Annotated in this window: 17 protein-coding genes; 12 read left to right on the top strand and 5 right to left on the bottom strand. The window is 44.5% G+C overall.

Features of this window, described 5'->3' with window-relative positions; translation table 11 throughout:
* Positions 1 to 337 precede the first annotated feature (337 nt).
* Together OI18_RS17770 and OI18_RS17765 are read left to right on the top strand one after the other, a co-directional pair.
* Complete coding sequence (locus OI18_RS17770) at positions 338 to 1741, top strand: NAD-dependent succinate-semialdehyde dehydrogenase (RefSeq protein ID WP_039142197.1); 1404 nt, start codon at positions 338 to 340, stop codon at positions 1739 to 1741.
* A 30-nt stretch (positions 1742 to 1771) separates the two neighbouring features.
* On the top strand, positions 1772 to 2554 hold the full coding sequence (locus OI18_RS17765) for an SDR family NAD(P)-dependent oxidoreductase (RefSeq protein WP_039142195.1): 783 nt from the start codon (positions 1772 to 1774) through the stop codon (positions 2552 to 2554).
* 112 nt (positions 2555 to 2666) lie between these two features.
* Here OI18_RS17765 and OI18_RS17760 read toward each other — a convergent pair whose 3' ends face one another.
* Together OI18_RS17760 and OI18_RS17755 are read right to left on the bottom strand one after the other, a co-directional pair.
* Complete coding sequence (locus OI18_RS17760; RefSeq protein ID WP_039142191.1) at positions 2667 to 3443, bottom strand: HAD-IIA family hydrolase; 777 nt, start codon at positions 3441 to 3443, stop codon at positions 2667 to 2669.
* A gap of 51 nt (positions 3444 to 3494) precedes the next feature.
* The gene (locus OI18_RS17755) at positions 3495 to 4508 is read right to left on the bottom strand and encodes a GlxA family transcriptional regulator (RefSeq protein ID WP_240312792.1); all 1014 of its coding nucleotides are present in this window, start codon (positions 4506 to 4508) and stop codon (positions 3495 to 3497) included.
* Between the two features lie 102 nt (positions 4509 to 4610).
* On the opposite strand from OI18_RS17755, the gene OI18_RS17750 reads away from it, so the two are divergent.
* The 4 genes from OI18_RS17750 (at position 4611) to OI18_RS17735 (ending at position 6726) form a co-directional block, all read left to right on the top strand.
* Positions 4611 to 5036 carry a VOC family protein gene (locus OI18_RS17750; RefSeq protein WP_039142189.1) on the top strand — a complete coding sequence of 142 codons (426 nt, stop codon included), beginning with the start codon at positions 4611 to 4613 and terminating at the stop codon, positions 5034 to 5036.
* 16 nt (positions 5037 to 5052) lie between these two features.
* The gene (locus tag OI18_RS17745; RefSeq protein ID WP_082038030.1) at positions 5053 to 5730 is read left to right on the top strand and encodes a DUF998 domain-containing protein; all 678 of its coding nucleotides are present in this window, start codon (positions 5053 to 5055) and stop codon (positions 5728 to 5730) included.
* A 5-nt stretch (positions 5731 to 5735) separates the two neighbouring features.
* Positions 5736 to 6287, top strand: coding sequence for an SRPBCC family protein (locus tag OI18_RS17740; RefSeq protein ID WP_039142184.1), 552 nt, complete (start codon positions 5736 to 5738; stop codon positions 6285 to 6287).
* A gap of 97 nt (positions 6288 to 6384) precedes the next feature.
* Positions 6385 to 6726: a hypothetical protein gene (locus tag OI18_RS17735; RefSeq protein WP_039142182.1), complete on the top strand. Its 342-nt coding sequence runs from the start codon at positions 6385 to 6387 to the stop codon at positions 6724 to 6726.
* A 7-nt stretch (positions 6727 to 6733) separates the two neighbouring features.
* On the opposite strand, the gene OI18_RS17730 is transcribed toward OI18_RS17735, so the two are convergent.
* Positions 6734 to 7432, bottom strand: coding sequence for a hypothetical protein (locus tag OI18_RS17730; RefSeq protein ID WP_039142179.1), 699 nt, complete (start codon positions 7430 to 7432; stop codon positions 6734 to 6736).
* A 189-nt stretch (positions 7433 to 7621) separates the two neighbouring features.
* On the opposite strand from OI18_RS17730, the gene OI18_RS17725 reads away from it, so the two are divergent.
* Genes OI18_RS17725 through OI18_RS17705 form a run of 5 tightly spaced genes read left to right on the top strand, consistent with a single transcriptional unit; the run spans position 7622 to position 11779 of the window.
* Positions 7622 to 8272 (top strand): hypothetical protein, encoded by a 651-nt coding sequence (locus OI18_RS17725; protein WP_039142177.1) that lies wholly within the window; start codon positions 7622 to 7624, stop codon positions 8270 to 8272.
* 5 nt (positions 8273 to 8277) lie between these two features.
* Complete coding sequence (locus tag OI18_RS17720) at positions 8278 to 9228, top strand: glycosyltransferase (protein ID WP_039142175.1); 951 nt, start codon at positions 8278 to 8280, stop codon at positions 9226 to 9228.
* Entirely contained in the window at positions 9225 to 10220 is a 996-nt protein-coding gene (locus OI18_RS17715) for an NAD-dependent 4,6-dehydratase LegB (RefSeq protein WP_039142173.1), read from the top strand. Before OI18_RS17720 ends, OI18_RS17715 begins: the two co-directional genes overlap by 4 nt.
* Positions 10213 to 10941, top strand: a complete 729-nt coding sequence (locus OI18_RS17710; protein ID WP_039142170.1) for a nucleotidyltransferase family protein — start codon at positions 10213 to 10215, stop codon at positions 10939 to 10941. Before OI18_RS17715 ends, OI18_RS17710 begins: the two co-directional genes overlap by 8 nt.
* Positions 10934 to 11779, top strand: a complete 846-nt coding sequence (locus OI18_RS17705) for an NAD-dependent epimerase/dehydratase family protein (protein WP_039142169.1) — start codon at positions 10934 to 10936, stop codon at positions 11777 to 11779. The genes OI18_RS17710 and OI18_RS17705 overlap by 8 nt, the downstream gene beginning before the upstream one ends.
* Here OI18_RS17705 and OI18_RS17700 read toward each other — a convergent pair.
* Positions 11776 to 12747: a sugar transferase gene (locus OI18_RS17700; RefSeq protein WP_052273351.1), complete on the bottom strand. Its 972-nt coding sequence runs from the start codon at positions 12745 to 12747 to the stop codon at positions 11776 to 11778. The genes OI18_RS17705 and OI18_RS17700 overlap by 4 nt on opposite strands.
* Positions 12748 to 12894: 147 nt before the next feature.
* Between OI18_RS17700 and OI18_RS17695 the strand changes: the two genes are divergently transcribed.
* Complete coding sequence (locus OI18_RS17695) at positions 12895 to 13671, top strand: class I SAM-dependent methyltransferase (protein WP_152616872.1); 777 nt, start codon at positions 12895 to 12897, stop codon at positions 13669 to 13671.
* Here OI18_RS17695 and OI18_RS17690 read toward each other — a convergent pair.
* The gene (locus OI18_RS17690) at positions 13648 to 14382 is read right to left on the bottom strand and encodes a polysaccharide biosynthesis/export family protein (RefSeq protein WP_082038034.1); all 735 of its coding nucleotides are present in this window, start codon (positions 14380 to 14382) and stop codon (positions 13648 to 13650) included. The two genes, OI18_RS17695 and OI18_RS17690, sit on opposite strands and share 24 nt — an antisense overlap.
* Positions 14383 to 14469 lie beyond the last annotated feature (87 nt).

The raw sequence follows: 14469 nt of genomic DNA, 5'->3' as shown, positions 1-14469 counted from the left end.
CATTAATATTCTAACCCACCTTTAACAGATCAAACTGTCTTAATTGTTTCATCGATTCAACTTTTAGGCTTAACTAATGTGGAGTAAGCAAAAGTAGATTTATGGAGACGTACTTTTTGTTACCAGAAGTTAAAGGTCAAATGTTTTAATTGTAAAAAATGATGAAAGTCAGTCAGGTGGGTTAGAATATTAATGTGTTAATTTCCAACATTACTTCCTTTGGTCTTATCTCAATTCTACAACTTTTTCCAATTAATATACAAAAGACAAACTTCCTGTCCATGCGACCTTCGTCCTGTTGAAACGTAGAATATAATTTGTTTTAAAAAGAACGGACATGGAAACATTAACAAAGCAATCACCTATCAGAACCGTCAATCCATTCACTAACCAGGTAGTCAGTGAATTTGATGTGATGCGTAGAACCCAGGTTAACTCAATTGTTGAAAAGGCATATAAAGCTTTTGCACTTTGGAGGAAAACATCGTTTGAGCATAGAAGTTACTTATTACACAAGGTTGCTTCAATTATGCGTAAGAGGAAAATAGAACTTGGGAAACTGGCAACCCTTGAAATGGGTAAGTTACTTAAGGAAAGCGTCTATGAAGTAGAACTAAGTGCGGATATTTTTGATTATTATGCACGAAATGGAGCGGAATTCCTGGCAGATCAGCCTCTCAAAATTACTTCAGGCAGCGCCTTTCTAAGTTATGAACCTATTGGTGTATTACTCAGTATTCAACCCTGGAACTTTCCTTTCTACCAGGTGGCCCGGTCCGCAGCTCCAAATATTATGGCGGGCAACACTATTCTTTTAAAGCATGCCTCCAATGTACCTCAATGTGCTATGATTATGGAAGAGATTTTCCTGGAAGCAGGCGTGCCGGCAGGTGTTTATAATAACCTTTTAATTCCTGGATCATCAATCGAACCATTAATTAGGGATAAGAGAATCGCTGCAGTTGCTTTAACGGGAAGTGAACCTGCCGGCGCCAGTGTTGCAGCAGCAGCAGGTGCAAAAGTCAAAAAAACAACCCTGGAGCTCGGGGGTAGTGATCCTTTTATCGTTTTAGCGGATGCTGACATTGATAAGGCCGTACATACAGCTGTTTATGGACGGATGTGGAACGCCGGCCAGGTATGCGTATCACCAAAGCGGGTAATTGTTCCAGGTAGTATTTACTATGAATTTCTGGCGAAGACAAAGAATCTTTTCAGGATGCTGAAGACAGGGGACCCCATGGATTCGAATACGGATGTAGCTCCTTTAAGTAGTGAAAGGGCGGCAAAAGCTGTGATAAAACAAATACGCCGGGCTGTTGAACAAGGGGCAACTGTCTTAATGGGCGGTAATAGGGTTGACCACCCTGGGGCATTTGTGGAACCGACGCTTATCACTGGCGTAACCTCTGAAATGGATGCATATCGGGAAGAAATATTTGGGCCGGTTTTCGTTTTGTATACGTATCGCACAATAGATGAAGCAATAGAAATCGCCAACGCAACTGAATTCGGCCTTGGCGGTTCAGTCTTCGGAACAAATATTGAGAAAGCTATAGAAGTGGCAAGGAGAATTGAATCAGGAATGGTGTACATCAATCATGTGACTGGCATTGCGCCCGAGCTTCCATTCGGGGGAACAAAGCATTCCGGGTACGGACGTGAACAGTCGCCCGCAGGAATATATGAGTTTGTCAATCCAAAATTGATAAGGGTTACCACTCCTGAAAGCAATTATTGAATCAACTAATTATAGAGTAAAAGTAGTAATATGGCACACACATTTAAAAACAAAACAGTTCTTGTCACCGGGGCCGGTGGTGGTATTGGAAAGGCAATAGCCCTGGCTTTTGCAAAGGAAGGTGCAAACATTGTATTGATTGACATAAAGACAGAAATCCTGGGAGAAACCAGTGCCGAACTGAGCGCCATGGGAGTTGAGGTATTATCCATAGCAGCCAACGTGACCGAGTATGAATCAATGAAATCCGTAGTAGCAACCGCAATTAAAAAGTTCGGCAGCCTTGATGTCGCCGTTAACAATGCAGGTGTTGTAGGTATTGGCGGTATTGAGGAAATAGATACACATGAATGGGACAGGGTTTTAAGTATAAATGCAAAAGGAGTTTTCATTTGCACTAAAGTTGAACTCGAAGTGATGAAACCACGGAAAAATGGAGCCATCATTAATACTGCTTCAATTGCAGGAAAAATGGGAATGGCATATTTGTCGCACTACGTGGCTTCCAAGTTTGCAGTAATTGGGTTTACAAACAGTATTGCAAAAGAAGTAGCAAATACAGGCATTACCGTAAATGCAATTTGTCCTGGAATTATCGGCACTGGTATGTGGCGGGGTAATGGGGGAATAGCAGATCGATGGAAACAGCCTGGTGAGACCGAGGCTGAATCGTGGGAGAGGAATAAACGTACATTGATACCCCAGGGTGTGGATCAAAGCCCTGAAGATATAGCCCAGGCTGTTTTATTCATTGCCTCTTCTCCGCACATAACCGGACAGGCAATTGCGGTTGATGGAGGAATGACGATGTAGGGTGAGATTTCGGCGGTATGATCAATTTTAAATGCAACCTGACCCTCTGGACCACGGACAAACGAAGGTCTTGAAGGGCCAGGTTGCTTTCTTGTAAAAAATGCCTCCAATTTTATTGCCACCACTTCAGGGGCAAATCAATTTGATCTACTGAGCTTATGATCATGTCGGGTTTAAAGGCATATCGCCCCAGGTGTTCTTTTTGTGCGATCCCCGACAGTACTAAAATTGTTTTATAACCCATCTGAATGCCGCCCTGGATGTCGGTTTCCATAGTATCGCCGACAACCGTGGTCTCTGCAGTTTCCAATCCCAGGTATTTTCTTGCAGAGCGCATCATTACCGGGTTAGGCTTACCGATTACAAAGGCTTTTATGCCGGTTGCCTCTTCTATCATAGCAGTAGTGGCTGCTATCCCCAGGTTATTCCAGCCGGGTTTTTTCGGGGAAGGGTCCCTGTTGGTCGTGATAAATTTGGCGCCTGCCAGAATCATATCCACCGCCCTTTGAACCATGTCCAGGGTAAAATTTCGTCCTTCGCCCAGCACTACGAATTCCGGATCTGTATCGACAAGGGTCAGACCGTTTTCATGCAGGGAAGTCAATAGACCTCCTTCTCCCAATACATAAGCCGTGCCGTTGGTGCCCTGGTCGCCCAGGAACTTACCTGTGGCCATAGCACTGGTATAAATGTGATCTTCGGTAACGTCGATGCCAAAGTTTTTTAACTTACGAACTGCCTCCAGTCGTGTGCGTTGGCTGTTATTGGTCATGAAGGTAAATGGTATTTCATGCTTCAGTAGGTTGGCAATAAACCTGTCAGCACCTTCAATCAGCGTCTCACCGCTGTAAATAACTCCATCCATATCGATCAAAAGACCATGTTTCATAATGTATCATTTGGCACCATTCAAAGATAAACCTATTTCAACGTGACGGGCTTATTGCGGCTTCGTGTACTTGTTTTTATATTCAATCGGGGTTGTTCCGGTTATTCGCTTAAAGATTTCCCTGAACGCCTGTGGGTCGGAATATCCGACTTCGAGTAGTATTTCATCAATCGGTTTTCGACCGGCTTCCAGTTCTTTTTTACTTGCTTCAATCCTGACTTTTTGCAGGTATTCAATCACTGAACAGTGCGTAACCTTTTTAAACCTGCGTTCAAAACTTCTCCGGGTCAGGTGTAAACTTGTAGCAAGTTCATCAACGGTGATCTTGCGCGGGTAATTTTGTTCGATGTATTCCTGGGCCTTCAGCACTTCTGCATCATGGTGGTCCTTGAGACCGTTGAAAATGATGAAAGGTGTCTGCTGTACTTTGTCAAGGTTCACTACAAAATACTTGGCGATCTGGATGGCTGTTTCCCGGTTTACAAATTTCTCGACCAGGAACAGCAGGAGATTCCAGTATGCATTGCTTCCGCCGCTGGAATATAGACCGTTGTGCTCGACAATGATTTTTTCGTCTATCAGTTCCACGTCGGGGTAGAAATGGCGGAATTCATTCGCATACTGCCAGTGTGTTGTGCATTTCTTGTCCCGGAGCAAACCTGAAAATGCTAGCATAAATGCCCCGGTACATAATGATGCTATCTCTGCGTTTCGTTTATACTGACGGATGATCCAGTCTACATAAAACCTGTTGTTATGGGTTGCCGTCATCATATCGCCGTTTAATGCCGGGATAATAATCAGGTCTGTCTTTTTGACCTGGCTGGTGATCGCATCTGGTTTGATCATGAAGAGATTGTCAGACAGGTATGTTTCCGGGTTAGTGCCAATGATTTTTACCTCAAACATCTTCTTCTGCTTTGATGCTTTCAGGATTTCATTCGCCTTCAGAAATACCATCCTGGCATCTGCAATTGATGCGATGTTGGCATTCTTAAGTGCGAGGATGGAAATGTGTTTTGTGTCGGTTGACATGGTAGAAGGATTCAGGGCAAATGTATTCATAATTAGTGTCGCATTTGCCCTCCTTAGAATGTCGTATTTACACGGTATGAACTATGCGTATCCCATCTACATTTGTAGGGTAAAATTCAAAAACAACCTGTTATGCAAAGCGTTGAAATTTATTTGCACTTCAATGGAAACAGCGAAAAGGCAATGAACTTTTATAAGGAAGTATTTGGCGGTGAGTTCAATTCAGTCCGGCGTTACAAGGATATGCCCGGTAGTGAAAAGATGAGTCCTGAAAACAGGATGAAAATGATCCATATTTCCCTTCGGATCACTGATAGTTTCACCCTCATGGCATCAGACGTGATATCCGACAGCAGCGAAACTGTTGCGTTTGGCAATAACTATCATATCTGCCTGCAGGCTTCCGGGGAAAAGGAAGCGGATAAATTATTTTCGGAGTTGTCTGCAGATGGCGTTATAGAAATGCCCATGAACAAGACTTTTTGGGGCGACTATTTCGGGATGTGTATTGACCGCTTTGGCATTCAATGGATGATCAACTATCACAAGATTCAATAAGTAATACTGTAATTATATGCGTAGGGATAATATCGTTTTTGCGAGGATCTCGATCAGCGCTGCTATTGTGTCACTATTACTGATGACCTTGTTGCATGCACTTAAGACCGACCTGGAACCCGCCGGACACATGCTGAGTGAATATGCTATCGGGGAGTATGGCTGGGTTATGCAGCTTTCCTTTGATTTATGGGCCTTAAGTTGTTATGCATTGGGGGTGTCGATCAGGTCACAAGTGGTTACCCGGTCAGGTCGGGTTGGGGTGATGCTATTATATGTTGCCGGTTGTGCATTGATTTTAGGTGCTGTTTTCGTGATTGACTCACCATACGCAACCCCGGTAACGCCTACGGCGCATGGCAGCCTTCATGGCCTCTCAGCAATGATAGGCCTTCCCGGACAGGCGATCGCCGGATTGTTGATAAGCTACAGTCTCAGGTTAAATCCTGGCTGGAATAACGAATGGAAACTGGTTACCTGGTTTGCACATTTCACCTGGTTAAGCCTGGTAATGATGATTGCTTCCACATTTATCATGATGAGCTGGAACCAGGGTGGGTTTTCTGATGTAACCAGTATCGGTTGGTTTAACCGGTTGGCTGTATTGATCTACTGCGCCTGGCTTGTGCTAACGGCTTCAGCAGTTGTACGCATTTTCATGCGGAAAGAATCTTATTCACGCGTTAAAATCTAAAAGTTATGAATGTTACATTAATCGTAGCAGTAATAGTAGTTTCTGCTATTGCACTGCTATTTCTTATTGCGCTATTCACCAGGCGCAACTATTCGATTGAACGGTCAGTATTGATTTCCCGGCCGGTCGGAGAGGTGTTTCAATACCTGCGGTTACTAAAGAACCAGGATAACTACAACAAATGGGTGATGATCGATCCTGCCATGAAGAAGCATTTTACCGGTGTTGACGGGAGTGAAGGCTTTATCTATAGGTGGGACGGTTACAATAAGGCCGGCGCAGGAGAGCAAGAGATTAAAAGTATTGTAACCGATAGTTCTATTAAAACAGAAGTACGTTTCAGTCGTCCGTTTAAAGGCGTTGCAAAATCTTTACTGGAAACCGGGTCTTTTGATACGCCGCCGGATACATCCGGAACGACGATAGTAAAATGGACCTTTTCAAGTGAGTTGAAATATCCCGCGAACATTCTATTGCTATTAAAGCTGATAGAAAAAACCCTTAGCCGGGATCTTGAAGTGAGTCTCGCGAACCTAAAGTCGAACCTGGAAGTCTGAATTGTGTGCTCTAGCTGTTTATCCGTTGAAGCATTTAACTACTACTTGCATTGTTAACGTTCACGTCATATTAGTATGCGAAATTGTAAATAAAACAATGACCATCCTCAGTCAACAGGACCATATCCCGGCAGGTATGATCTCTAACAATACCCTCGCCATGCCTGACGGCACCTTGATCGGTATTTTACTCGGGCACTGTGTTTTTAACAAGGAAGGAAAAGTAAAGGCCAAATATTTCAATCATACACTTTATGCGCTTGATGGTCGCATTCTTGCAAAGGAAAAGAAAACACAGGCGGCAATACACCTCGAGGCAAAGTTCAGTGTGAGGAATGCCTGGGAGTTTATTCAGAATATTAAAGACCATTCCTGCCCGCTTATAGAACCCACCGAAACCTGGGCACCAGTTGCATTGAAAGAATTTTTCAATGAATAATGTTTCGTTAACGAGATCTTACTCTTTTCAACGTTGTAATGTAATTAGCAGGACGATTATACTTGTTCATTGCCTGGATAAACTGGTTAAAGTTGATCAATGATCTTTTCAACGGTACCTGGACAAGATCAATCGCCTGCAGGTCAACATGCTTACGCGAACTCATTGTCTCCAGAATCATTCCACTAAAGATTGCTGCAACCTCATGGAGACATTTCCGGTCAGACCAATTGGAATCATTATCAGGGTGATCCTTTAGCTTTATGTGAAAGGCTTCAACATTTTCACAACCGGGCATCTCGCCTGAATAATAAAACCGGAAGATCCTCGCCTGTGGATCCAGGCTCGCCTTTTCAAAATTATTTGACTGCCTGATAACATTAACCATCATTTCCTTAGCCAGCAAAAACGCCTCATCATACCATAAGATTGCGATTGCTTTGCTTACCAGCTTCCAATAGTACTGTTCAACTAATTTGTCCATCTCTTCTTCATGTAAATCTCCAAAACGCAACAACCTGATCTGGCCAATGGATTGCCATTCCATGGGTAGATGAATTGGGATTCCTAAATCAAAGTCGCCTTTGTCAAATGCGGGTATCACGACAAATCTTTCACCCGGTGACTCCTTCAATCCAGGATAGTGAATCAACATGTTTTCGCGGGTGCATGGAAGATAGATGGAAGCGTAATCCGGCTTTTTCATTTAATCAGTAAAAAACCGCAAAGTGTAATTATTTATTAGTGTTACATATTAACAAATTGTAAATAACTGAGGCCTGGCCTGCTCAGGAAGGATATGTTGTTTTCATAATTACATAATGCAGAGATAACATACCTAAGCTGTTAAACCGTCTAATTTGCATCAGACCAGAACAGCACCAAAACTTCCTTCATGCAACAAGATGGCTCTTCACTATCACTAACAGGCAATGATGAAGTAACAGATCTGCCTTCCCTGGCCGTTATGCCGGGAAAGGCAAAGCCAGTCGACAGGATCAGCTATTTATGTAAGCGCGCAACCCGTAAAAATGTGTTGTATATCGGAAGCAACAATAATCACAAGCTGCACAGCAAACTACAGGAACTTACTGACAAGCTTCATCGTATCGACAATCCTGACTCGCTTTTTCATACAACTGATATAATTCAGGAAGAGAAATTGAATTATGCTACCGAGGCCGGCAACTGGGATATTATTATAGTGGATGGCGTACTGGAACATTCTGAAAGCCCGTTACTGCTGCTCACTGCCATCAGGGAACGATTTGGCAGCCTTGCCTGCGAAATCATAATAACTGTCCCCAATGTGATGTCAATCAACGTCCCGTTCTCGCGCAATAATCAATCAACTTCCGGACAATTCTACTGGTTTAGTTCCTTTTCGCTTAACCGCATTCTTATAAAAGCAGGTTATACCCCGCTTTACCACGACTTTGTTACTCATAAGCCTATGTCATCAGGCCGGTTTAAAAAACTTGTGATGAAGTACCTGGTTCGGAAACCTGCCTTCCGTCAAACCCTTATCTATACTGCAAAATTTTAACCTCAATGAAAGTGCTTTTTGTCTGTAGCGGGAATAACAGGAAAGTGCCGGTGTTCATTGTCCAACAGGAAGATGAATTGAAAAAGAGAGGATATGAAGTGGATTATTTCCATGTTCGGGGAAAGGGCATTACCGGCTACCTGAAAAACCATTTTGAGTTGACACAAACTGTAAAGGACGGCGCCTATGCCCTGATCCATGGTCACTACGGTCTTTCCGGCCTGCTTGCCAGTTTTCAGCGTCGCCTACCTGTGGTAGTGTCCTATTACGGATCAGATCTCAACAATCCACGGGTTCGCATTTTTTCCCAGCTGGCGAATAAGTTGTCCACTGCTGCAATTGCCGTATCTCCCACACTGGTAAACCACCTGCCAAATAAGGATAAATGCCATCTCATCCCATGTGCCGTTGATTCCATGGTGTTTCAACCTGTACCTAAACAACAGGCAAGGGAGAAGCTGCAACATTCCGGGCGCTATTATTTTGAACAGGGAAAAAAATATGTCCTGTTTGCTTCACGGTTTGACCGCCCGGTAAAAAGTCCGGAGCTGGCTTTTGCAACCATGAAGCGCCTTGGCGATTCCTTTGAACTGATAGAGTTCAATAATTTTTCCAATGAGGATGTAGTGTTGTTTTTCAATGCTGCTGATGCCCTACTACTCTGCAGCAGAACTGAAGGCTCTCCGCAGGTTATTAAGGAGGCAATGGCCTGCAACCGGCCAATTGTTTCTACAGATGTCGGCGATGTGAGATCCGTAATAAGCAAAACAAAAGGTTGCTTCATTTCAAAGGCAACACCGGAACACCTCGCTGCTGCCCTGTCTGAGGCAGTCCGCTTTGAATCTACCAATGGTCGTGATGCTATTGTGATGGCTTACGAAACTAACGCAACCACTCAACGCATCATCCGCGTATATGAGAAAGCTATTCGTCAATTTGAAATCAAAAACCAATGATTGAAATATCCGGCAAGAAAATTCTTGTAACTGGTGGTGATGGATTCATCGGCTCCCACCTCGTAGAGCAGCTTGTTGATGCAGGTGCCATCGTTACTGCGCTCAGCCAGTATAATTCGTTTAACAACTGGGGATGGTTGGAGCACACCGCATGTCTTGAAAAAATCAACATCGTTTCCGGCGATATTCGTGACCCGCATTTTTGCAGGGTAATTACCAAGGACCAGGATATTATTTTTCATCTTGCTGCACTGATCGCTATTCCGTACTCCTATATAGCCCCGCAAAGCTATGTGGAAACCAACATAACCGGCACTTTGAATATTTGCCAGGCTGCCCTGGAAAACGGCTGTGACAGGATAATCCATACTTCAACCAGCGAAGTGTACGGCTCGGCGCAGTATGTGCCCATCGACGAAAAACATCCACTCCAACCACAGTCACCTTACAGTGCGAGCAAGATCGGTGCAGATGCCATCGCGATGAGTTATTACAATTCATTCGGCCTGCCACTCACCATCGTTCGGCCATTCAACACTTATGGTCCCCGGCAGAGTGCGCGTGCTGTTATTCCCACAATTATTACCCAGATAGCCAGCGGGAGAAAGCAGATCGACCTGGGTGATACCAGTCCCACACGCGATTTTACCTATGTTTCCGATACCTGCAATGGCTTCACCAGGATTGCACAGTCTTTGAATACTATTGGCAAAACCATCAACCTTGGTTCCAATTTCGAAATCTCCGTTCATGATGTTTTTCACCTGGTTGCAAAACTCATGCAGGCGGATGTTGAATTATTTACAGACCCGGTGAGAATAAGGCCTGTACGGTCCGAAGTAGTGCGATTGTGGAGCAATAACAGCCTGGTGAAATCCCTTACTGGTTTTGAACCCGTTGTTTCTTTTGAAGAGGGATTGCAACAAACCATCGACTGGTTCCTTCAACCTCATCAGTTAACCCGATATAAACCTGGAATATACAATGTCTAAGCGCGCTATCATCCTCGCAGGTGGCAAAGGCACAAGGCTGAAGCCTTATACTGTTGTATTGCCCAAACCGTTAATGCCTATCGGTGACTACCCGATCCTGGAAGTGATCATCCGCCAGCTGGTGATGCATGGCTTCGATCATATCACCCTTGCGCTCAATCATCAGGCAGATATTTTCCGGGCCTTTTTTGGTGACGGTTCGAAATGGGGCATACGCATCGATTATTCATTGGAACGTACCAATCTCGGAACGATTGCCCCGCTTCGACTGGTGAGCGACCTTCCTGAACATTTCCTGGTAATGAATGGCGACATCCTTTCTGACCTCGACTATGCCGCGTTTTACAGGGAACATGTTGAAGAAAATGCGCTATTTACCATCTCTTCCCATCTCCGCGAACACATCAATCTTTACGGTGTGCTTGATGTAAATGACCTGGGTCACCTGGTAGGCTTCCGTGAAAAACCTAAAACAACCTTTAACGTCAGTATGGGTATATACATGGTTAGCCGCGAGGTGCTTGGCTATGTGCCATTGGATGTGCCTTATGGGTTTGACAACCTCATGCTTAACCTGATCGAAAGACAAAAGAGAGTGCGCGTAAAAGCATTTGATGGGTACTGGCTTGATATTGGGAGACCTGATGACTACATGAAGGCTATCGACGAGTTCGAAGAGAAAAAGGAACTTTTCCTGCAAACAAACCCCATCCTTGAATAATACCATACTTGTAACCGGCTCCACCGGGTTTATCGGACGTCACCTTTGCCGTCAGTTGCTCGAGCGGGACTACGATTTCGTCGCGCCGCTTTCCCGAAAAGGGTCCATAAGCACCCGCGACTATTTTGCAGATGCGGAGTCCATCAATGTCAGTCATGTGATCCACCTGGCAGCATGCACTTTTGTTCCACACAGCTGGGAGCACCCGGCTGCTTTTATTGAGACCAATGTCCAGGGTACACTGGAAACGCTCGAATTTGCCCGCAGGAAAAATGCTTCGGTAACTTTCGTCAGCGCTTACCTGTACGGCAATACTAACGTCAATCCGATTAATGAATCGTTACTGCCGGATCCCAATAATCCTTATGCACTTTCGAAAAAACTTGCTGAAGACATTTGCCTATTCTACCAGCGTGAATACGGGATGCACATCACCATCATCCGACCATTCAATATATTTGGACCGGGACAAGCAGACCATTTTCTGATCCCGCTTCTTTTGAAACAAATCATGACAGGCAGTAACGTGCAGGTGCAGTCGCTGATACCCCGGCGCGATTATCTTTATATCGATGACCTCGTGGACCTGTTGATCAGAACAGTTCAACATCCTGTCGCGGGAATTTTCAATGCAGGTACTGGCAGGTCCTCGTCAGTAGGTGACCTGGTTCAGATGATTGCAAGGATATTAAATAAAGATGTCACGATTAATGACACAGGCCAACTTCGTCCAAACGAAATTCTTGACACCGTTGCAGACTGTGCAAAGGCAAGGGCAGTCTTTGGATGGGAACCAAAGGTTACCCTTGAAGAAGGCATTACCCGCATGTTATTCTAATTGCTTCTCGCCCGCCTGAACAGGATATTCCCAACAATCCGGCCCATATAGTGAATATCGGCAAGCACACCTTTTTTCCTGTAAGCGTCAAGGTATTTCTTTTCCGAGTCCATCAGGCCCTGGAGTGTATCGGGCAGGTCTGCATAAAATGGTGGCAGCAGCCCGGGTTTGTATTTAATTCTTTCGATTTGTAGCTCCGGTGAATACAGGTTGAATTTATGCCGGGTCAAAGGCCTTGGTCCAACCAGCTTCATATCACCTCTTAACAGGTTCACCACCATCGGCAGCTCGTCTATCCAATATTTCCTTAATAATTTACCCCAACGGGAAATCCTGAAATCGTTATTGAATTTGTCGCCGTTAGCCAGCCCGTTCCGTTGATAAACATACTCCTGCAGGTGCTCGGAAAATGCATGCATGGTCCTGAACTTGAACACGGTGATCATTTTACCTTCATGACCGATCCGCTTCATGGCAAATATCGGCCACATATTAGGTGCAGTTAAATCAGGAGACTTGATTTTGCGTGCAGTGAAATAACAGACATGATCCTTCTCCTGGAAATTGGAAATGGTAAAACCGTATTTGTACAATCGGCCAAGCACCTCTGGTCGGGTGAAATGTTTTTCCTGTCCTGCTGTATGTTTAATGTACAAGTCCCTCATTGCAGGTGACAGCTTGGGCACAACGCGGTGTAGAAGCAATTCCCGCATCCATCTTACCTGTCCGGTAAATCCCGCTTCCCCGGTCCTGATCTTCTTTGCATAATATTCACTGCTGTAAAAGATTCCGGAGAAAGTTGATCCTGTTTCAAGTTTCCTGTTCATATATAGTAATAATGCGTCCACATCATATTTCCGGTTAAGTGGAAACATGACATTGTGGTGCTCGCTTTCCTGGGTTTTTTCCAACCTGGGAAATGTTTCGCGTTTATACGCGACCGATGAATTTTCAGCTGTTGCGATCATAGAAGGGAAGTTCAGATGTGGTGGAGAAGAAATAACCTGATGAAAATAGTACCTGTATATTATTGAATTATTATGCAATTGATAACTTATTTGAACCAATGAATTTTATTAGTGCAGGTCAATATTTTTGGTTACTAAATCCTGCATATGCAATTAGCTAAATCACGGCATTGGTACTCTGTGAAGCAAATGATCCCCACAACAGCCTTTGATCCTCTACTCAAAACCTATTACAATATGCGAAGCATGCTGTATATGGGAAACAAAGTTTTCTGTCCGGTATGCGGATCTTATTTTGCGCGGTTTGTGGAAGGTCACAATTGTCCTAAATGTGGTTCGGCAAAACGTCACCGGCTCATGTATATGTATTTAAAATACAAGACCAACTTTTTCAACGACAGGCTCAAAGTGTTGCATTTCGCACCTGAGCATTGCTTTTATAAGCGATTCGCGGCATTACCCAACCTGGAATACTATTCCGCTGACCTCAATTCACCAAGGGCAATGATGAAGGTGGATATGACGAATATGGCCTTTCCCGACAATCATTTTGATGTGGTGATTTCTAGCCATGTATTGGAACATATACCCGATGATCATCTTGCGATGCGCGAACTCCTGCGTGTAATGAAGCCAGGCGGATGGGCTATCCACCAGGTGCCCATCGACTATTCAAGGGACGTTAGTTATGAAGATCCTTCCATCACAACGAATGAAGGCCGGTTGCTCCATTTCGGCCATATCGATCATAAGCGAATCTATGGCATTGACTATAAACAACGTCTCGAAAACGCAGGCTTCAGGGTGGTTGCGGATGACTATGCTGCTTCATTTAAAACGAAGCAGAACCTGCGCTATGTTGTAGATCCTACAGAACTGATCTATTGCTGCAGCAAGCCTTTAGTTCACAAGGCTGGTTATTAACACAACAACGATAGAGATCCCGGCCAGGATGGAAGGGAGCAGTTGCTGGCTGCGACTGCTGGCTGCGACCCTTGCCTTCACGGGCTCAACATATAGCACATCATTTGATCGCATGTAGAAGTAAGGAGATTGCATGATGTTTGCAGAATTCAGGTTGATCCGGTGCACGATCTTCTGGTTTCCTTCCTGCCGAATCAGCATTACATTGTCCCGCTTGCCATAAATGGTCAGGTCACCCGATGCGCCAAGGGCTTCCAATATACTGATCTGTTCACCTGGTACCGTGACTACTCCAGGTCTTGCCACTTCCCCGAGTACGGTTACCCGAAAATTCAGGTACCTGATCTTCACCATGGGCTCCGACAATTGGTCCCTTTTCGTAAGTTCCGAAGCAATGGATGTTTCCAGCTGCGACTTCAATAAACCTGCTGCCTGGATCTTTCCCAGGATGGGGAATTGGATGCAACCCTGCTGGTCTACTATATATCCAGCCGTTTGCTGCAAAGTAACTCCTGGGTTGGATGCAGGCGTTACGGGAAAATTAGGTGCATTGAATATTAGTGTGGCTTCAGGACTCAAAGAACTCACATTTATACTCAGCATGTCATTTACCTGGATCACAGGTTCCAGCCCGTTAATGGCCACGATGGAATCATTTACCAGGCTGTCATTGAAATAAGCAATTTTTTTTGACTGGATACAGGATGTCATGCCAGCCATTATACCCGCTGTCAGCAGTAAACACATTAACTTGTTGCGAAGAAAATACATTGTTGAACTTTTCTGTGGTTTACATTC

The sequence above is a fragment of the Flavihumibacter solisilvae genome, from assembly GCF_000814475.1.
In the GTDB taxonomy this organism is placed as follows: Bacteria; Bacteroidota; Bacteroidia; order Chitinophagales; family Chitinophagaceae; genus Flavihumibacter; species Flavihumibacter solisilvae.
This window is presented reverse-complemented; position numbering and strand designations above follow the sequence as displayed.